This window comes from Pseudomonas sp. UC 17F4 (genome assembly GCF_900101695.1).
Classification (GTDB): Bacteria; Pseudomonadota; Gammaproteobacteria; order Pseudomonadales; family Pseudomonadaceae; genus Aquipseudomonas.
Window position 1 is genome coordinate 4,314,681 of record NZ_FNKV01000001.1, and the last position, 18,197, is coordinate 4,332,877.

The 18,197-nt window shown below is 64.3% G+C and carries 20 protein-coding genes; 10 read left to right on the plus strand and 10 right to left on the minus strand.

All coding sequences use genetic code 11. The annotated features are described in order from the left end of the window. Positions 1 to 33: 33 nt before the first annotated feature. The gene (locus tag BLR26_RS19605) at positions 34 to 1,863 is read left to right on the plus strand and encodes an SLC13 family permease (protein WP_093384471.1); all 1,830 of its coding nucleotides are present in this window, start codon (positions 34 to 36) and stop codon (positions 1,861 to 1,863) included. On the opposite strand, the gene BLR26_RS19610 is transcribed toward BLR26_RS19605, so the two are convergent. Together BLR26_RS19610 and BLR26_RS19615 are read right to left on the minus strand one after the other, a co-directional pair. Then, positions 1,835 to 2,542: a DUF3313 domain-containing protein gene (locus BLR26_RS19610; RefSeq protein WP_093384474.1), complete on the minus strand. Its 708-nt coding sequence runs from the start codon at positions 2,540 to 2,542 to the stop codon at positions 1,835 to 1,837. The two genes, BLR26_RS19605 and BLR26_RS19610, sit on opposite strands and share 29 nt — an antisense overlap. 2 nt (positions 2,543 to 2,544) lie before the next feature. Then, complete coding sequence (locus BLR26_RS19615; protein WP_093384477.1) at positions 2,545 to 2,856, minus strand: hypothetical protein; 312 nt, start codon at positions 2,854 to 2,856, stop codon at positions 2,545 to 2,547. Between the two features lie 120 nt (positions 2,857 to 2,976). Between BLR26_RS19615 and BLR26_RS19620 the strand changes: the two genes are divergently transcribed. The 3 genes from BLR26_RS19620 to BLR26_RS19630 are packed head-to-tail and all read left to right on the plus strand — an operon-like array spanning position 2,977 to position 5,479. After that, positions 2,977 to 3,729 (plus strand): response regulator, encoded by a 753-nt coding sequence (locus tag BLR26_RS19620; protein ID WP_093384480.1) that lies wholly within the window; start codon positions 2,977 to 2,979, stop codon positions 3,727 to 3,729. After that, entirely contained in the window at positions 3,726 to 5,057 is a 1,332-nt protein-coding gene (locus BLR26_RS19625) for a sensor histidine kinase (protein WP_093384483.1), read from the plus strand. The genes BLR26_RS19620 and BLR26_RS19625 overlap by 4 nt, the downstream gene beginning before the upstream one ends. Beyond that, positions 5,054 to 5,479 (plus strand): hypothetical protein, encoded by a 426-nt coding sequence (locus BLR26_RS19630; protein WP_093384486.1) that lies wholly within the window; start codon positions 5,054 to 5,056, stop codon positions 5,477 to 5,479. Before BLR26_RS19625 ends, BLR26_RS19630 begins: the two co-directional genes overlap by 4 nt. 164 nt (positions 5,480 to 5,643) lie before the next feature. Here BLR26_RS19630 and BLR26_RS19635 read toward each other — a convergent pair whose 3' ends face one another. The 3 genes from BLR26_RS19635 to BLR26_RS19640 all read right to left on the minus strand — a co-directional run bounded on the left by BLR26_RS19635 (position 5,644) and on the right by BLR26_RS19640 (position 7,447). Then, the gene (locus BLR26_RS19635) at positions 5,644 to 6,909 is read right to left on the minus strand and encodes a DUF4303 domain-containing protein (RefSeq protein WP_093384489.1); all 1,266 of its coding nucleotides are present in this window, start codon (positions 6,907 to 6,909) and stop codon (positions 5,644 to 5,646) included. A gap of 3 nt (positions 6,910 to 6,912) precedes the next feature. Further along, positions 6,913 to 7,098: a hypothetical protein gene (locus tag BLR26_RS27200; RefSeq protein ID WP_143013292.1), complete on the minus strand. Its 186-nt coding sequence runs from the start codon at positions 7,096 to 7,098 to the stop codon at positions 6,913 to 6,915. 103 nt (positions 7,099 to 7,201) lie between these two features. Further along, entirely contained in the window at positions 7,202 to 7,447 is a 246-nt protein-coding gene (locus tag BLR26_RS19640; protein WP_093384492.1) for a DUF6021 family protein, read from the minus strand. Positions 7,448 to 7,779: 332 nt separating this feature from the next. Here BLR26_RS19640 and BLR26_RS19645 point away from each other — a divergent pair, with 332 nt between their 5' ends. Continuing rightward, positions 7,780 to 8,022 carry a hypothetical protein gene (locus BLR26_RS19645; protein ID WP_052676555.1) on the plus strand — a complete coding sequence of 81 codons (243 nt, stop codon included), beginning with the start codon at positions 7,780 to 7,782 and terminating at the stop codon, positions 8,020 to 8,022. A gap of 46 nt (positions 8,023 to 8,068) precedes the next feature. Beyond that, on the plus strand, positions 8,069 to 8,485 hold the full coding sequence (locus BLR26_RS19650) for a glycine zipper domain-containing protein (protein WP_093384495.1): 417 nt from the start codon (positions 8,069 to 8,071) through the stop codon (positions 8,483 to 8,485). A 51-nt stretch (positions 8,486 to 8,536) separates the two neighbouring features. Here BLR26_RS19650 and BLR26_RS19655 read toward each other — a convergent pair whose 3' ends face one another. Continuing rightward, positions 8,537 to 9,265: an aspartate/glutamate racemase family protein gene (locus tag BLR26_RS19655; RefSeq protein ID WP_093384498.1), complete on the minus strand. Its 729-nt coding sequence runs from the start codon at positions 9,263 to 9,265 to the stop codon at positions 8,537 to 8,539. Between the two features lie 22 nt (positions 9,266 to 9,287). After that, positions 9,288 to 10,805, minus strand: coding sequence for an NCS1 family nucleobase:cation symporter-1 (locus BLR26_RS19660; protein ID WP_045201230.1), 1,518 nt, complete (start codon positions 10,803 to 10,805; stop codon positions 9,288 to 9,290). Between the two features lie 454 nt (positions 10,806 to 11,259). Here BLR26_RS19660 and BLR26_RS19665 point away from each other — a divergent pair, with 454 nt between their 5' ends. From BLR26_RS19665 to BLR26_RS19675, 3 genes are all read left to right on the plus strand, one after another. Further along, the gene (locus tag BLR26_RS19665) at positions 11,260 to 11,946 is read left to right on the plus strand and encodes a GntR family transcriptional regulator (RefSeq protein ID WP_045201229.1); all 687 of its coding nucleotides are present in this window, start codon (positions 11,260 to 11,262) and stop codon (positions 11,944 to 11,946) included. Between the two features lie 121 nt (positions 11,947 to 12,067). Continuing rightward, positions 12,068 to 13,267, plus strand: a complete 1,200-nt coding sequence (locus BLR26_RS19670; protein WP_093384501.1) for an amidohydrolase family protein — start codon at positions 12,068 to 12,070, stop codon at positions 13,265 to 13,267. A 96-nt stretch (positions 13,268 to 13,363) separates the two neighbouring features. Continuing rightward, complete coding sequence (locus BLR26_RS19675) at positions 13,364 to 14,200, plus strand: bifunctional allantoicase/(S)-ureidoglycine aminohydrolase (RefSeq protein WP_045201227.1); 837 nt, start codon at positions 13,364 to 13,366, stop codon at positions 14,198 to 14,200. A 71-nt stretch (positions 14,201 to 14,271) separates the two neighbouring features. Here the strand turns inward: BLR26_RS19675 and BLR26_RS19680 are convergent, their stop codons facing one another. Beyond that, on the minus strand, positions 14,272 to 15,105 hold the full coding sequence (locus tag BLR26_RS19680) for a 5'-nucleotidase, lipoprotein e(P4) family (RefSeq protein WP_093384505.1): 834 nt from the start codon (positions 15,103 to 15,105) through the stop codon (positions 14,272 to 14,274). Positions 15,106 to 15,256: 151 nt separating this feature from the next. Further along, a complete protein-coding gene (locus BLR26_RS19685; protein ID WP_093387594.1) occupies positions 15,257 to 15,847 on the minus strand; it encodes a phosphorylase family protein in 591 nt (196 codons plus the stop codon). A 162-nt stretch (positions 15,848 to 16,009) separates the two neighbouring features. On the opposite strand from BLR26_RS19685, the gene BLR26_RS19690 reads away from it, so the two are divergent. After that, positions 16,010 to 17,188: a GGDEF domain-containing protein gene (locus BLR26_RS19690; RefSeq protein ID WP_045201225.1), complete on the plus strand. Its 1,179-nt coding sequence runs from the start codon at positions 16,010 to 16,012 to the stop codon at positions 17,186 to 17,188. 16 nt (positions 17,189 to 17,204) lie between these two features. Here the strand turns inward: BLR26_RS19690 and BLR26_RS19695 are convergent, their stop codons facing one another. Continuing rightward, the gene (locus BLR26_RS19695; RefSeq protein WP_045201224.1) at positions 17,205 to 18,080 is read right to left on the minus strand and encodes a LysR substrate-binding domain-containing protein; all 876 of its coding nucleotides are present in this window, start codon (positions 18,078 to 18,080) and stop codon (positions 17,205 to 17,207) included. Positions 18,081 to 18,197 lie beyond the last annotated feature (117 nt).

An 18,197-nucleotide genomic window follows, 5' to 3' on the forward strand; every position in this document is an offset into this window, starting at 1 on the left:
AGACTTGCAGCCTTCAGGTATCAGGATGACTGCATGAACCACGATCTGCTCTGGGTACTCGGCCTGCTGTTCAGCGCCGTGGCCCTGTTCATCGCCAACCGGCCACGCATGGACGTGGTCGCCCTGCTGGTGATCGTCGCCCTGCCGCTGCTGGGCATCATCAGCGTGCAGGAAGCCCTGGCCGGTTTCAGCGACCCCAACGTGGTGCTGATCGCCGCCCTGTTCGTGATCGGCGAAGGCCTGGTGCGTACCGGCATCGCCTACCGCATCGGCGAGTGGATGGCCGACCGCGCCGGCAACAGCGAAGCGCGGCTGATTGTCTTGCTGATGGTCTGCGTCGCCGGCCTGGGCTCGGTGATGAGCTCCACCGGGGTGGTGGCGATCTTCATTCCGGTGGTGTTGAGCATTGCCGCGCGCATGCAGGTCTCACCCAGCCGGCTGATGATGCCGCTGGCCTTCGCCGGCTTGATCAGCGGCATGCTCAGCCTGGTGGCAACCCCGCCCAACGTGGTGGTGCACAGTGAACTGGTGCGCCATGGCGAAAGCGGTTTCAGCTTCTTCAGCTTTACCCCGTTCGGCCTGGTGGTGCTGTTGCTGGGGGTTGGCTACATGCTCCTGACCCGCCACTGGCTGGGCGGCGAAGTGCGCAAGGACGGCAGCGCGCAAACCCGCCGCACCCTGCTCGACCTGATCATCGACTACAAGCTCGCCGGCCGCGAACGGCGCCTGCGCGTGCGCCCCGGTTCGCCCTTGATCGGCCACAGCCTGAGCGAACTGAAACTGCGCACCGAACACGGCGCCAGCGTGGTCGGCATCGAGCGCCAGCACAAGTTCACCACCCGCGTGCTCAGCCCCGATTCGAGCACCACGGTGCACGAAGGCGACGTGTTGCTGCTCGACCTGTTCGCGCCCAAGGACGACCTGCGCAGCCTGTGCCAGAGCATGCAGCTGGAACCGCTGCACTTCAAGGCCGCCTACTTCATCGACCAGTCCCAGGAAGTGGGCATGGCCGAAGTGGCGGTGCCGCCGGGCTCGCAATTGATCGGCAAGAGCCTGCTGGAGCTGACCTTCCGCAGCCGCTGGGGCCTCAACGTGGTCGGCCTGCGCCGCGACCAGAACGCCATCGAAGATCAACTGGTGGAAGAAAAACTCAAGCTCGGCGATACCCTGCTGATGATCGGAACCTGGAAAGCCATTCGCCAGTTGCAGACCCAGCCGCGGGACTTCCTGGTACTGAGCTTGCCAGCGGAAATCGACAACGTCGCCCCGGCCGGCAACCGCGCGCCCTATGCGCTGATCAGCCTGGCGGTGATGGTCGGGCTGATGGTCAGCGGCGTGGTGCCCAACGTGATTGCCGCGCTGATCGGCTGCCTGCTGATGGGCGCCGGGCGTTGCATCGACATGAACAGCGCCTACCGCGCCATCCACTGGCAGAGCCTGGTGCTGATCGTCGGCATGCTGCCGTTCGCCCTGGCCCTGCAGAAAACCGGCGGCATCGCCCTGGCCGTGCACGGCCTGGTGCAGATGCTCGGCAGCGCCGGGCCCTATGTGATCCTCGCCAGCCTGTTCGCCATCACCGCGATCATCGGCCTGTTCATCTCCAACACCGCCACCGCGGTACTGATGGCGCCGGTGGCGGTGACCACCGCCGAGCAACTGGGCGCCTCGCCCTACCCCTTTGCGATGATCGTCGCCCTGGCCGCCTCGGCGGCGTTCATGACCCCGGTATCGTCGCCGGTCAACACCCTGGTGCTCGGCCCCGGCCAGTATCGCTTCAGCGATTTCGTCAAGGTCGGGGTGCCGTTCACCCTGCTGGTGATGGTGGTCAGCGTGATCATGGTGCCTTGGCTGTTTGCCCTGTGACGGCGCCGCGCTTCTGCGCCTGGAGGGTTTCGGCGGCCTGGCGCCAGTCCCGCGCCCAGCCATCAAGGACCACCTTGAGGTTGTCGGCGGTCATCACCTGATCGTCGTTCTCCAGCGGCAGGCCGGTGCCCTTGCGCACCACCTCGGCAACCACCGCGCGGCTGCCGCCGTCGAGGAACGCTGCTTCGGTGGCGATCACGCTGTCCAGATCGCGAATACCGACGGCGCTGCTGACTCCGGCGGCCACCAGGGTCACCGGCAGGTATTCATAAAAATGCAGCGCCTGGGTATGGGCGCCCACCGAGGTGATCGCCGGGCGCACGATCAAGGTGTGCGGGCCGGGCTGCTCGACCAGGTTGAGGACCTTGCCCAGTTCGCGCTTGAGCGCCGCATCGTAGTAACGGGTTACCGCCTGCAGGGTGCTCGCCGGGATCTGCGGGCTGGTCTTGGGCATCGGGTAGAACTGGCTCGGGGCAATGTACACCTGGCTGTAGCGCTCCATGCGCAGCTTGGGGCTGACCCAGCGCAGCACGGCGTCGCCGGAAGCGGTCTTGTGTTCGCTCAGCTGGTCGTAGTTGCGCAAAAAGCCTGAGTACTCCTTGGGGCTGACCTTGTTCTGGCTGCAACCGGCCAGCAGCAGCGAGGCGCTCAACAGCGGTACGATCAATTGCTTGCGCATGCTCAGCCTCCGAAGCCGTCATTGGCCGGGCGCGGCGTGCTGGTCGAGCGGTCCACGTGCAGCTCGCCGTGGCTCATGATCCAGTGCACCAGTTCGCCCACGGGGATCTTGTAGCTGTACTCCATCCACTGGTTGCTGGTCGGGCTGTAGCGCTCGAAATAATGGCTGAGGAGCATGTGCCTGCCGTCGCTGGACAAACCCAGGCGCGAGTCCTGGTAGCTGAGCAGCGCGTTGCGCCAGAGCTCCTGGGTACGCAGGTCGAGGGTCAGCGACTGGTTGCTGTCAAAGTCTTGGGTCGGGTGGGTGGCCGGCATGGAAAACTCTCTTGAGTGAACTGGCCACAGCCTGCCCCAGGGCTTTTGCTGGCTGATGTCCGCTTTGTGTCGGCCTTGCAGGAATGTTACGAGATTGAAATAAATGACCGGCAGCGCAGAATGGTTTTAGATACGCACTTTTCACGGCCCGTGGACCACAACGTGAGCAGACTGCTGATCGTCGATGACGACCTGGAAATTTGTGCCCTGCTGAAGAAGTTCTTTGTCCGCCACGGCTATGACGTCGACCTGGCCGGCAACGGCGAGGCCATGTGGGCGGCGATCGAACAGCAGCGCCCGGACATCATCATCCTCGACCTGATGCTGCCCGGCGAAGGCGGCCTGAGCCTGTGCCAGAAACTGCGGGCCAACACCGGCATCCCGATCATCATGCTGACCGCCATGGACGAGCTCAGTGACCGCATCGTCGGCCTGGAGCTGGGCGCCGACGACTACCTGGGCAAGCCCTTCGACGCCCGCGAACTGCTCGCCCGCCTGCGCGCGGTGCAGCGCCGGGCCGGTGAGCAACTGCGCCCGACAACCGAGGAAAGCCGCCCGCTGATTCATTTCGACCACTGGCAGCTGGACGTCACCCGCCGTGAACTGCGCACCCCCGACGGGGTGATGGTGCCGCTGTCGGCCGGAGAGTTCGACCTGTTGCTGGTATTCCTCGAACACCCGCAGCGCATCCTCACCCGCGAGCAACTGATCGACCTCGCCCGCGGCCAGGGGCACGAGGCGTTCGACCGCAGCATCGACGTGCAGGTCAGCCGCCTGCGGCGCAAGATCGAGCCCGACAGCAAGCGCCCGGAGCTGATCCGCACCGTGCGCAATGGCGGTTACCTGTTCAGCGCCAAGGTCAGCCGCTCGTGATCCGCCTCGACCTGCGCCGCGACAGCATCAGCCGGCGCATCGCCCTGACCATCATCGCGGCGATGCTGACCTCGGTGGCGCTCAATGTGCTGTTCGTGCAAATGGCCGGGGTCTGGGCACGCCCGCCGTTGACCCAGACCGGCCTGCTGGAACAGATCGCCGTCACCACCCGCACCCTCGAAGCGGCGCCACCGGAACTGCGCGCGACCCTGGCCAAGGCCGCCAGCAACCCGCTGCTCGAGGTGCAGTGGAGCCGCCAGCGCGCCGACCTGCAACTGCCCGGGCCGGGCGCGCGGATTACCCTCGAAGAAACCCCGCCGCTGCAGCGCCTGCTGGCCGACAGCCCACGCCAGCTTGAGGGATTCCAGCCCAGCGACTGGCCGGCGGACAGCGCCGACGCCCATTACAAACTGGTCATGCAGATCAGCGACGGCAGCTGGCTGGCCTTCACCCCGCCATATCGCAGCTGGGGCCTGAGCTCGGCCATGCGCTTTACCATCATCGGCGTGCTGGCCCTGGTTGCCGCGCTGCTGGTGGCCTGGGTCGGCACCCGCCAGCTGGCCGGCCCGCTGCAGCGCTTCGCCCGGGCGGCGCGGCGCTTTGGCAGTGATTTTCGCGCACCGCCCATCCGCCTCGAAGGCCCGCACGAGTGGCGCCAGGCGATCACCGCCTTCAACACCATGCAGGCGCAGATCCAGCACTTCGTCGCCGAGCGCACGCAGATGCTCGCCGCCATCTCCCACGACTTGCGCGCGCCCTTGACGCGCATGCGCCTGCGCGGCGAGTTCATCGACGACCCCGAGCAACAGCGCAAGCTGTTCCGTGACGTTGATGAGATGCAAAGCATGATCAATGCCGCGCTGGGTTTTTTCCGCGACGAAACCCGGCTGGAAGAAACCACCCCGTTCGACCTGGCCGAACTGCTGCAAACCCTGATCGACGACTACCGCGACCAGCAGATCGACATCGCTTTCGAAGGCCCGGCCAACCTGGTGTTCCATGGCCGGCCGCTGGGTTTGAAGCGCGCCGTGACCAACCTGGTGGAAAATGCCCTGAAGTACGCCCGCGAGCCCGAAGTGCAGTTGAGCCGCGGCGCCCAGGCCATCATCATCGAAATCCGCGACCGCGGCCCGGGCATTGCCGAGGCCTCGCTGGAACAGGTGTTCATGCCGTTCTTTCGCCTGGAGTCCTCGCGCAACCGTGATACCGGTGGGGTTGGCCTGGGGCTGTCGTCGGCGCGCTCGGCAGTGCGTGAACAAGGCGGCGAACTGCTCCTGAGCAACCGCCAGGGCGGTGGCCTGGTGGCGCGCATCGAGTTGCCGCGATGAACAAATGGCGCCTGCCCCGGCTGCAATGGCGTCACCTGGCTCTTGCTCTGTACCTGCTGAGCCTGGTGCTCCCGGCGGTGCACAGCGAGGAGCACAACTGGCTGCGCGAGGAGTACAGCCACGCCATCAATTCCGGCTTCATTGCTTGCATCCTGGGCTTGCCGGCGATGCTGTTCGGCTACTTCGCCTGGCTGGCGAACCCCTTGTTCCTGGCGGCCTACCGCACCCGCAGCGACAGGCGCCGGTTGATCTATGCCCTGCTGGCCTTGCTGGCCGGGTTGTCGCTGCAGTGGCAGCCGGTGAGCCTGTATGACGAGGACGGTCAGTTCACCGTTACCGGGTACACCTATGGGTATTACGTCTGGTTGCTGTCCTTTGTATGGTTGGGTGTTTGCGGCGCCAGGCGAGCAGGCGCCAGGTGATGTGCTAACAGCCTGATCAAGACAGTTGCTCCCACAATAGATCTGCATACACCGCTCCCACAATAGATCTGCATACACCGGACCTGTAGGACGCTGGCAAAGCCCCACAGTGGAGCTGTGTCCGCTGGACCAGTGGCTGCCAAGACAGAGGCAGGTTGCCCGTCTCAGCGTTGCAGCGACTCCAAGGTCAAGCCAGCCAGGTAGGCCACCTTCGGGTCAGCATCAGTGAGGCATTCCTGCAGCGCGATCAGGGCCGCTTTCAGCTTGCGCTTGCCCAGTCGACGGTTGTCGAGCACACAGGCGGCATGGCGACGAATGGCGACATGCTCGCCCCCCAGGCCGCGCAGCGCTTCGTCGATATCGCTGCTGCTGATGGTGCAGTAGCTGGAGCCCGGCTTGATCACCTCCTCGGCGTCCGCTGCGCACTGCGGGTAACGCTGCAGCAGGGTTTCCAGCGGCCGGTAGTCAAGTACCGGCGCCTGCGCGCCCTGATCCCGAAAGGCCCGAAGATTGGCGCAGCAACCCGCCACCGCCAAGCTCGCCAGCGCTGCGTCATCAGCCTGCGCCAGCAACCAGTCGAAATCACCCAGGTAACCCAGCGCGTTGGCGCTCCACCTGCGCGTGCTCGGCTCTGTGCCGTTGACCACTTGCAAGCGCAGCGCCGCGATTGCCGCCGGGTCGGCGACCCCGGCAAGCCCCAGGAGCATCGCCGCCCGCCAGCGCTCCGGGCCCTTGTGCAGCATCTGCAGCAGCGCCGCCGTGGCACTGGCACCCCGGGCAATCAGCCAGCGGCAGGCCTCTTCAGCGTCAATCGGCATAGGACGGACAAGGCAGCGCAGGTAATAACTCACCTGCTCTTGCTCTGCCAGCGCGGCTACCCGGCGACGCTCCTGGCCAGTGGCGTCCTGCTCGGGGAAGTGCAGCAGAAACTGGCGCGGCGTCAGGCTTTTGGCCGCAAGCTGCGGCCCGCCGCATTCATCATGGAAGAACACGATGAAGTCCTTGGCCAACCGTGGGTCTTTAGCGTAAATGCGGTTGAGCGCCTTGGCAGCGCGCGCTACGGTCTGCACGAACCGCTGCTCGGCCGCCGTCCAGGCATCCGGCCCGGCGCGATTGGCGTAGGCTTGCATCGGCGCTTCGAGGGCACTCAGGGTGGGGTTGGCGTAATCGTCCAGCATCCAGTCCCAGCGCCAGTCCGCCGGGTTCCACTGCACGCCCCAGAAGCCCTCCTGCTTGCGCCGCGGATGATCCTCCTCCAACGCCGCCAGGCTGTTGGCGGCAAACGACGGCAGGTCGATGACCCGCTCCTCTTCGCGGTAGCTGGCATGGAAGGCGGCGCCATACAGCGGCCCGACACCTTCAGCGAGCAGCGCCTCCAGGGTGGCCCGGGCCGACTCGACCAGGCTGTTCTCCAGGGCTTTCCAGTCCATGGCTCAGCGCACCACTTGCCGCGGGCGTTGCGGGCGCAAAAAATAGCCCATGAAGAACGCGATCATCACCAGCATCGCGCCCAGGTCGGTATTGCCGCCAGGCCCGACGAACTGGAACAGCCCGGTACCCATGACAATCCCGGAGGTAACACACAGGACAAACCACACGGCTTTCTTGAGAAACTTCACGATCGTTCGACATCCCTGCCAGAAAAAACAAAAGCCCGACCGAGGTCAGGCTTGAAGGCGGCCAACTTGGCGCAGATGCGCGCGCCTGTCAACTGCGCGGTTGCTATCCACCATCGGTATCAATGTCGGCGTCCTTGCGCGGTTTGTCTTCGGGCCTGGACTTGAAGTCCGGGCTGTAGTCGTTGTCCCGGGCGGCCTGGTCGGGTCGGGGCTGGTTAGGCGCCTTGGCCGGCCCGGTTGGGTCGACCTGCGGATCATCGAGGTCCGGCGAGTCCGGGTCGAAGCCCAAGTCATCCGCTTTGCTGGCGTGTTCAGACGAATTTGCGCCGCTGTCGCTGTGCTTGTTCATGAAGTCCTCCTGATCGCGCCTCCAGAAGCCAGAGGCGTGTTATTGGGAGGCCGGCGCGGGAGAATCGTGCGATTGGATCTGATCAGTGGGCTGCATCAGCACGGATATAGAGGGCAAGACGGGCAACGCGAAAAAATTATAGACCCGGCCCCGCCTTAACGACGGCTTAACCACCGCGGATTTATCCTCCAATTCCTCCCTTCAGAACGTTTGGCCCACCTCGGTGGGCCTTTTTTGTTGCGGCAAATTACAACGCTCATGGGGAAACAAAATCCCGAAAACACAGTCTGAGTTTGTACCTTCCCTACCGCCCTGCGGATCAAGGACCCTCAGTGCTGAAACAGCTGACGCAAATCGCCGTGATCACCAGCGTACTGGCCGCCTCCGGCTGCTATTACCACGATTACGACCGCGACGATTACCGCCGTGGCGACCGTGACCATCGCTACTCCCGCGACTGGGACGACCGCGACGATCACGACCATCGCAACTACAAGCGCTACCGCGATGACGACCGCTACCGCAACTACGACCATGACCGGCGTCGCGACCGTGACGACGATGATGACGACTGAGCTGCCTGCTGTTCCCATAACCCCCGTATTTCCTGAGGCTAACAACATGCGTATCTCATTACCTGCATTGACGCTGGGTATCCTGCTCTCCCAGGGCGCCATGGCTGCCGGCGACGGCACCGCCGCCATTGGTGGTGGCCTGGGCGGGGCGTTGGGTAACGTAGTCGGCCAGCAGATCGGCGGCAGCACCGGCGCAGCCATTGGCGCCGGCGTCGGTGGCGCCGCCGGTAGCGCGGTCGGCGCACGCAAGGGCAACCGCACCGAAGCTGCGATCGGCGGCGGCCTGGGTTCGGCTGGTGGCTCGGTGATCGGCAACCAGGTGGGCGGGCGCACCGGCTCGACCATCGGTGCCGGCCTCGGTGGCGCGGCCGGCGGCGCCCTGGGCAACAACATCGCCGACGATAACCGTCACGATTCCAGCGGGCATAAACACAAGCACAAGCGTAAGCACAAACACCGCTGAGTAAGAAAGGCCCGCACAATGCGGGCCTTTTTCATAAGTGGACCAGGCCATTCACTCCAACATCGCCCGAGGCCAGCCCAGAATCTGCTTCTGCCGCGGCTTGGCGTAGGTGCGCACCTTCGAGGTACTCAGCTTCAGGCGCACCAGCGACTCCGCCAGCGCCACCGCCGCCGTCACCCCATCGACCACCGGCACCCCGGTACGCGCCTGGATCCGCTCCTCCAGCCCGACCATGCCGCCACAACCCAGGCAAATCACCTCGGCCTTGTCGACATTAACCGCCTCCTCGGCTTCGCGCACCACCGACTCGATGGCCCGCTGCGGATCTTCTTCAAGCTCCAGCACCGCCAGGCCACTGGCGCGCACCGAGGCGCAGCGGCTGTCCAGCCCGGCCAGCTTCAGGCGGTCTTCGATCAGCGGCACGGTGCGGTCCAGGGTGGTGACCACCGAATAGCGATGGCCGAGCAGCATCGCCACGCTGGCCGCCGCCTCGGTGATGTCCACCACCGGTACATTGAGCAGCTCCTGCAGGCCTTCGCGGCCATGTTCGCCGTAACCGGCCTGGATCACCGCATCGAACGGCTGGTCGTAGCTGAGCACCCGCTCCATCACGGCCACCGCCGCCAGGTAACTTTCAAAATTACCCTCCACCGATTCGGCGCCAAAGCGCGGGGTCAGGCCGACGATCTCGGTGCCCGGCGAGGCCACGCTACGCGCCTGGCGGGCGATGGCGTCGGTGATCGACTGCGTGGTGTTGACGTTTACGACCAGAATTCTCATTGCGGTATTCCTTGTGCAGAACTCAGTGCTGGGCGCTGTCGACGGCAAAGTGCTCGCCGGAACAGTCCACGTAATGTTTGTTGCGATCAGAGATCAGGTAGTACACGCCGCCGGCAATGGCGGCGCCGAAGAACCAGGAGAACGGCGTCAGGGCGCTGAAGGCCGGTACCAGCGACAGCACCACGGCGGCAATGGCCGAGGGCACCAGGGCGGCAACTGCCTTGTAGTTGACCCCGCGGGTGTAGTGATAGGTGCCGCTGGCCGCTTCGCTGTAGAGGTCGGGCACGTGCACCTGGGCTTTGCGGATCAGCCAGTAGTCGACCATGATGATCCCGTACAGCGGCCCCAGCAGCGCGCCCAGGCCGGAAAGGAAGTAGACGATCACCAGTGGGCTGTTGTAGAGGTTCCAGGGCAGGATCAGCACCGCCAGGGTGGCGCTGATCAAGCCTGCGCGGCGAAAGTTCAGGCGGCTTGGCGCCAGGCTCGAGAGCACGAAGGCCGGGGCGACGAAGTTGGCCATGATGTTCACCGCCACGGTGACGATCAGGAACGCCAGGCAACCGAGCACCAGGAATACCTTGTCGGGGATCGCCGCGACGATCTGGGTCGGGCTGTCAATCACCCGGCCATCGATGCTGAACTGCGCCCCGGCCAGCACAAAGCTGATCACCGCGAACACCAGGATGTTCACCGGCAGGCCCCAGAAGTTGCCGACGCGAATGGTCTTGCGGCACGGCGCGGAACGGGCGAAGTCGCAAAAGTTGAGGATCAGCGTGCCGTAAATCGCCAGCCACAACGCGCCACCGGCAAACACCTGGGTCCACATCGTCCAGCCGGTCAGCGGCTCGCCGACCGACCAGGCCAGGTTGCCATCGACCCGCAGGTACATCCAAACCGCCAGGATCAGCACGGTGGAAAGAATCACCGGCCCGGCGAAGGATTCGTACTTGCGCACCATCTCCATGCCGAAGGTGAGGATCACCAGTTGCACTAGCCAGATGGCGATAAAACTCGCCCAGCCAAGGCTCGACAGGCCGAGGATCGCGTCCTGATCGAAGCGTGCGAGGTCCGGCGACACCGCCACCAGCAGCACCCGCAGCACCACCGAGGCCAGGTAGGTCTGGATGCCGAACCAGGCGATGGCGATCACCGCGCGGATGATCGCCGGCAACTGCGCGCCATAAATGCCGAAACTCATGCGGCTGATCACCGGGAACGGCACCCCGGTTTTCTGCCCCATGTAGCCAGAAAGGTTCATGAAGAAGTACACCAGCACGGCGCCGATGCTCAGCGCCGCGAGCATCTGCCAGCCGGACAACCCGAGGGCAAACAGGCCCATGGCGAAGGAATAGTTGGCGATGTTGTGCACATCGTTGGTCCACAAGGCAAAGATGCTGTAGCCGCCCCAGCGCCGGCCTTCGGCCTTGGTTGGCGCGAGGTCGGCATTGTGCAGCCTGGGGCTCAGCGCCCCCGGCTCGAGCGGCGCGGCCTGCGGCGGCAGGTAGGCGGTTTGCAGCGGGTTGGAAGTATCCAGTTGCATGTTCCCCGGGCTCCTTCTGCAGCCCCTGAGTCAGGGCGTTGCAGCGAATTATTGTTGGATTTGAAGAGTGGGACCGCAGTGTTGGCGCTGCCCTGCGCCGATGCATACAAAAATTGCATACAATATTTGTCTAACGATTTTCGACGAACAATATGTGTGCCAGATGGGTGGCGAAGTGGTTGAACGTGCATCCTATAAACACATTTAAGCTATTGATTTTTATAGAATTAATTTTTCACCTGAACACTTGAAAAGCGAATAAACCTGATCAAGTGGTCAATCGCCTACAGCGTTACGGTGAGAAAACCAGTAACGCTACGGCTAGCTTTTGTATCCATAAATTTGCTACTCAAGTACACACTTGTGTATTCAGGAACTGTCGCGGGTCATCAGTGGTGCACAGCAGCCCTCATTTACGGCATGCTTATAAGGTCAAGGCATATCGGAGCTGGTAATGACGGAAAAACACCCCGCATCGACGGTAGAGCGCGTCTACCAAGGGGTTCACGAGGCCATCAGAAAACGCACCCTGCGCCCCGGCATGAAGCTGGGCGAGTCGTCGTTGGCCGAGCTGTTCAAGGTCAGCCGCACCTCGGTGCGCGCCGCCCTCAAGCAACTGGAAGCCGACGGTCTGGTGTCCACCGAGCTGAACAAGGGCGCCTGGGTCTCGCTGCCCAGCGACGATGACATCCGCTCGGTGTTCGAAACCCGCCGGCTGATCGAAATCGGTATCGTCACCGAGCTGTGCCGCCGCGCCGATCCCGCCATCCTCGCCCCGCTGCACCAGCATGTGGCCGCCGAAGAAGCCGCCGCCGACGCCGGCGACCATGGCCGCTACGTCCACCTGCTGGGCGAATTCCACCTGCGCCTGGCCGAGGTGCTCGACAACCCGGTATTGCTCGACTGGTTCCGCAAGCTGATCGAGCGCGGCTCGCTGTACGCCTCGACCCTGGATGACGAGCGCCACGAAGCCTGTCGCGGCAACGAGCACCTGCGCCTGCTGGGCTTTATCGAAGCCGGTGACCAAGCCGCCGCCATCGAGCTGGTGTGCACCCACCTGCGCGGCATCGAAGAGGCGATTCTCAAAGCCACGCAAACGCTCAAGGCCGACTATCACCCGCTCAAGCACCTGCTGGGCTGAGCCCGCCTCAGGCCCGGGATTCGCATTCAGAAAGCCACTGCAACCGATTCCAATATTTAATTTGTGGATAGGTGCGGTCTTTCTATAGGGTGTGAATCAGTAGCAGGCAAAGGGCTGGAAAATGATCGATCGAGTATTCGTCAACGCTGTTGCTGCCGATGGCAGCCCGCTCAACCTTGCGGTTGCCGACGGGCGCATTGTCAGCCTGGGCAGCGAACGTGCGCCCAGCGCAGGTGCCGAGGTCGTCGACCTGGCCGGCCACCTGGTGCTGCCCGGCCTGATCGACGGCCACATTCACCTGGACAAGAGTTTTGTCGGCGATCGCTGGCACCCGCATCAAGCGGTGGGCAGCCTGCGTGAACGCCTGGCCATCGAAAAACGCGAACTGGCCGCTGCCCCACCGATGCTCGAACGTGCCGAGGCGCTGATCCGCCAGGCAGTAGCGTTCGGTACCGTGGCCATGCGCAGCCATGTCGACGTCGATGCCACCACCGGCCTGCGCAACCTGCAGGCGGTGCTGGAGGCGCGGGAGAAATGGCGCGGCATCGTCGATATCGAGCTGGTGGCCTTCCCGCAAGCCGGGGTGATGTCCTGCCCTGGCACTGCGCAGGTGCTGGAAGCGGCAATTCGTGAAGGCGCCGACGTGATCGGCGGCATCGACCCGACCACCCTCGACGGCGACGCCGACGGTCAGCTCGATGTAGTCTTCGGCATTGCCGAGCGCCATGCGGTGAAGATCGACATCCACCTGCACGAGCCCGGCCTGCAAGGCATCGAACAACTGCAAACGATCGCCGCCCGCACCCGCGCCGCCGGCCTCAATGGCCGCGTTGCGGTCAGCCACGCCTATGCCCTGGGCCAGGTCGACGACGAGGTAGTGGCGCGTACCGCCACCACCCTCGCCGAGGCCGGGGTAGCGATCATGACCAACGCTCCGGGCGATCATGGCTTCCCGCCGATCTTGCGCCTGCGCGCCGCCGGGGTGAACGTGTTCGCCGGCAACGACAATATTCGCGATGCCTGGTGGCCCTACGGCAACGCCGACATGCTCCAGCGCGCCATGCTGATCGGCTACCGCTCGGGCTTCTACAGTGATGAAGATTTGAACGTGGCACTGGCCATGGCCACCACGGCCGGTGCGGCAGTGCTGGGCAAAAGCGACTACGGTCTGAAGGTCGGCAATGAAGCGACCTTTATCGTGCTCAAGGCTGACAACGGCGCCGCCGCAGTCGCCGCGGCACCGTCCGAGCGCCGCCTGGTGCGCCGCGGCCAGTTGGTGCCGGCAGCGCCGGCCCTGCAGTTCGAGGTCCGCGCCCGCTAACAAACATGTTTCTGCCGGCTTGCGCCGCAGAGAAAGACAATCGCCCACGGGCGATGCAACACAAAACCCCAGAACAACAACGACAGAAGGTGTTCCATGTCGAAGTCCAATTACTACGCTCCCCACGGCGGCCATCCGGCGCAGACCGAACTGCTGACCGACCGTGCCATGTTCACCGAGGCCTACGCGGTCATCCCCAAAGGCGTGATGCGTGACATCGTCACCAGCCACCTGCCGTTCTGGGACAAGATGCGCATGTGGGTCATCGCCCGCCCGCTGACCGGCTTCTCCGAGACCTTCTCGCAGTACATCGTCGAAGTGGCGCCAGAAGGCGGCAGCGAGCGTCCTGAGCTGGACAAGAACGCCGAAGCGGTATTGTTCGTGGTCGAAGGCGAAATCGACATCACCCTGCAGGGCAAGCCGTACACCCTCAAGGAAGGCGGCTACGCCTTCATTCCACCGGCCGCCGAGTGGAGCCTGCGCAACAACAGTGGCAAGAACGTCACCTTCCACTGGATCCGCAAGCACTACCAGGTGGTTGAAGGCCTGGCCCTGCCGGAAGCGTTCGTCACCAACGAAAAAGACATCGCGCCGATCCCGATGCCGGGTACCGACGGCGCCTGGGTCACCACCCGCTTCGTCGACATGGCCGACATGCGTCACGACATGCACGTCAACATCGTCACCTTCCAGCCAGGCGGCGTGATTCCGTTCGCCGAGACCCACGTCATGGAGCACGGCCTGTACGTGCTCGAAGGTAAAGCCGTTTACCGCCTGAACCAGGACTGGGTCGAGGTCGAGGCCGGTGACTTCATGTGGCTGCGCGCCTTCTGCCCGCAGGCTTGCTACTCCGGCGGCCCGGGCCCGTTCCGCTACCTGCTGTACAAGGATGTAAACCGTCACATGAACCTGGTGCTCAACCCGCAGCGCTAAGTTTCACGGTTGCATTGAAAATCCCGCAGGCCTCTCGGCCTGCGGGATTTTTTGTTTCAGGGCCGGGTCAATCAGTTGGCCGGCTTCCACGCGCCCTGCTGCGCCGCCTCGCGGAATTTGGCCCGGTTGGCCGGGGTGTCGGCCGGTTCTGACTCGCCGAAAATAGCCTTGAGCCAATGGCCGTCAGTGGGGTTGGGGAAGATGATGTACTGGCCGCCAAACTTGCTGCGGCTGGCGTCCACCAGCTGCGCACGCTGCTCGACCTTGTCGACGTAGAAGCTGCGCTCGAAGTCGTTGAGGTTGTCACCGAGCATCAGCAGCACGTTGTACTGCTCGGCGATCTTGTGCTGGGCCGGCTCCTTGTTCGAGCTTTCACGCAGGATGGTCACGTGGGCTTCGTCGGCGTACGGCACCTTGAGCGCGCGCAGGTTGTTGAGCGCGTACTCGTAGGTCTTGTCGCCCTGGTCGCGGCTGGAGACGTAGAAAACCTCTACCCCACGGGATTTTGCATACTCAAGAAACTCCAGCGCCCCCGGGGTCAGGGTCGGGCCATTGGCGGCGACCCAGCGGTCCCACACCGCGTCATCGAAGAACTCCTTGTCCTGGCCGATCAGAAAGCCCCAGTAGGTGTTGCTGCTGAGGATGGTGTCGTCGATATCGCTGATGATCGCAGGCTTCTTGTCGCCCGGCTTCTGCTGGGCCAGGGCCTGGTCCAGGCGCGCCTTGGCGACGTTGAAACCCTGGTAGTACAGGGCGCGGAACTCGGCCGCGGTCTGCCGCCAGGCCACTGCATCGACCAGCAGGTTGGAGCGTACGGTGGTTTCGGGGGTGGTGGCTTGCGCGTGAACCAGAGGGGTGGCCAGCAACAGCAAGGCCAGAGAGATCGCGTTCTTGAGCTGAGGCATTCGGGGCGTTCCTTGTGATCTCCCGCTCTTGGGCGGCGGGAGTCGGCTACTCATACCGCACGCAGCCAGGCGCCACAATCGCCGCGACGCGCAGGCGCAACAATGTGGCGCACCCGCGCATCTTGGCCGGTTTCAGGCCGCCACCACAGGCTCAACCCTGGGGGCTGAACAGCACCCGCTTGAAGGCTTCGGCGGCCAGGTGCACCTGCACCGACCAGTCGTCTGCGGCGTCGCTGCCAGCGTCATCGGAAATGTACTTAAGGCACAGGAAGGGAATGTCTTCGTTGCGGGCGATCAGCGCCAGCACGTAGGCCTCCATGTCGACGATGTCGTACGGGGCAGCGCCGTGACTGATTTCAAAGCTGTCACCGCTGCCGCAAATGCCCAGCGGCAAGCCCGCAACGCGCTGGCCATGCTCAAGCAGCACCGGGATGTCGGAGAGCGGCGTCTCGTAGCGGGCAAAACCCAGCGGCGTGACGTCCATGTCGCGCTGCACGAAGCCCGTGCAGCACACCAGCGCGCCCTTGCCATGGCCGGCGCTGCCGGCCGAACCGAGGTTGACGATCAGTTTGGGCTTGCGTTGCCGGATGGCCTTGGTCAGGGCAATGGCGGCGTTGACCTTGCCGATGCCGGTGAACAGCGTGTTCATCTCGGTAAACAGCTCGCCGGCCTCCGCCTCGAGGGCGAAGACGAACAGGGTGTCGGCCAGGGAAATATCGGGAAATTGCTGGGTCAGCATCATGGAGCGAAGATTCCGAATGGGCTGCAGATCGGCCATCAGCATAGCCCAAGCCGCAGTTCAAGGCAGCCGGATGCTGACAATGCAACACCGGCTCGGCTAGCATGCCGCTGAAAACCGGCGCTGGCCGGTTGGCCACACGGCCATGAGCGGAGAGCGATACCCTTGCTGCTGAGCATCCCGACCCTGTTGCTGGTGGCCATTTTCATCTTTGCCCTGATGGGCCTGCTGACCCTGCACGCCTGGAGCCGCGGCGTGCGCGAGCGAACCCTGGGCTATTTGGGCAGCATGCTGTTGCTCGCCGCTGGCGGCACGGCGTTGATCAGCCTGCGCGGTAACGCCCCGGACTTTATCGCCCTGGTGCTGGGCAACATGGTGCTGCTGCTCAGCGCCGCGTTGAACTGGGCCAGCATGCGCGCGTTCAGCGGACGCCCGGCGCACCTGCCGGGGATTTTCGCTGGCGCCCTGTTCTGGTTTACCTGGTCGCTGACGCCAGGCTTTACCGATGACCTGGGCCTGCGTGTGACGGTCTATTCCATGCTCACTGCCTGCTACGGCTGCCTGGCGGTGCTTGAGCTGTGGCGCGACCGCAAGCGCCTGGAAGTCGCCTACCTGCCAACCCTGCTCCTGCTGCTGGGCCACAGCGGCTTCTACTGCGTGCGCAGCTTCGCCGACCATGGCGTATCGCTGGAACAGGCGATCGCCAGCGACGGCCACGGCACCGGGTTTTTCTCGTTCATGCTGTTCGAGTCGATGCTCTACGCCATCGGCATCGCCTACGTGACCCTGGCCATGGTCCGCGAACGCACCGAGCTCAAGTTCAAGGCCGCCGCCTACACCGACCCGCTGACCGATATCGGCAACCGCCGCGCCTTCATGTCGCGCGGTGCCGAACTGCTGGCCGACTGCGCCCGGCGTGGCGAGCCGGTGAGCCTGCTGCTGTGCGACCTCGATCATTTCAAGCGCCTCAATGATGTCTACGGCCACCAGACCGGCGACCAGGCGTTGATCGCCTTCAGCCAGGTGACCCGCCTGAGCGTGCGCGAGGAAGATGTCTTCGCCCGTATCGGCGGCGAAGAGTTCGCCTGCCTGCTGGCCAACACTGACGAGCACTCGGCGCTGCGCGTGGCCCGGCGCATCTGCAGCAGCTTTTATGAATTGCCGCTGCTTGAGCCCGGGCTGCTCAGCGTCAGCATCGGCATCGTCGGCGCCAGCCGCCCGGGCGAGCACGACCTGTCGCGCCTGCTGTCGATGGCCGACAACGCCCTGTACGCGGCCAAGCGCCAGGGCCGCAACCGCGTCCAGCTGTACCGCCCTGCCGCGCAGCCTGCCGATACGCTGTGAGCCTGGCGAAACCGCCCTACTCGCTGGCCAGGGTGCGCGCCAGTTCCGCGGCCAGTTCCTTGACCATGGCATCGGCGGTCGGCCGATGAATGATCGCCACTTCCATGGCATCGATCGACGGCAAGCCGTGTTCCGAAGTCAGCTTTAAATGCTCGGCGGTAACCGCCCGCAGCGGCAGCAGGCTGATGCCCATGCCGTTGGCCACCGCCGCCTGCAGGCCGCTGAGGCTGGAGCTGGTGAAACTGATGCGCCAACGGCGGCCCATGCGCTCGATGGCGCCGATCATGTCGTCGCGGTACAGGCCGCGCGGCGGAAAGGTCACCAGCGGCACCGGGTCCTGGTCGAAGGCCGGGTTCTTGGCGCTGTCGATCCATTGCAGCTTCTCGGGCCAGCAGGCCACCGCCTCACGGCTGTTGCGCCGCTGCTTGAGCAAAATCAGGTCGAGCTCGCCGTTGTCGTAGCTGGCGCTAAGGTCGCGGCACAGGCCGCTGGTGACCTCCAGCTTGACCTGCGGATGTTTGCGGTTGAAGGTCGAGAGCAGATGGGTGGTGCGCCCGGCGGCAAAGTCTTCCGGCACGCCCAGGCGCACGGTCACCGCCACCGTGGCGCCCGACATCGCCTCAAGCATCTCGTCGTTGTAGGCAAGCATCTGCCGGGCGTAACCGAGCAGCGTCTGCCCGGCGTCGGTGGCCAGCACGTCGCGGTTGCCGCGCTCGAGCAGCTTGTGCCCGACCATCTCCTCCAGCCGCCTGACTTTCTGGCTGACCGTCGACTGGGTTGAATGCAGGCGCGCCGCCGCCGTGGTGAAGCTGCCGCAGTCGCTGACCATCACCACCGCGCGCAACAGGTCAAGATCAAACAGCGGCCTATTCGATTTTTCACTGACAGACATGCTTTTATTTAACTTCTAAATAAGGAGCCCGACTTTTAACATGGCTCGACCCCGCGAGCAATCGCCCACCAGGAGGTACTGCCATGCTCCTTGAGCGCCTGTCCACCCACCTTGCAA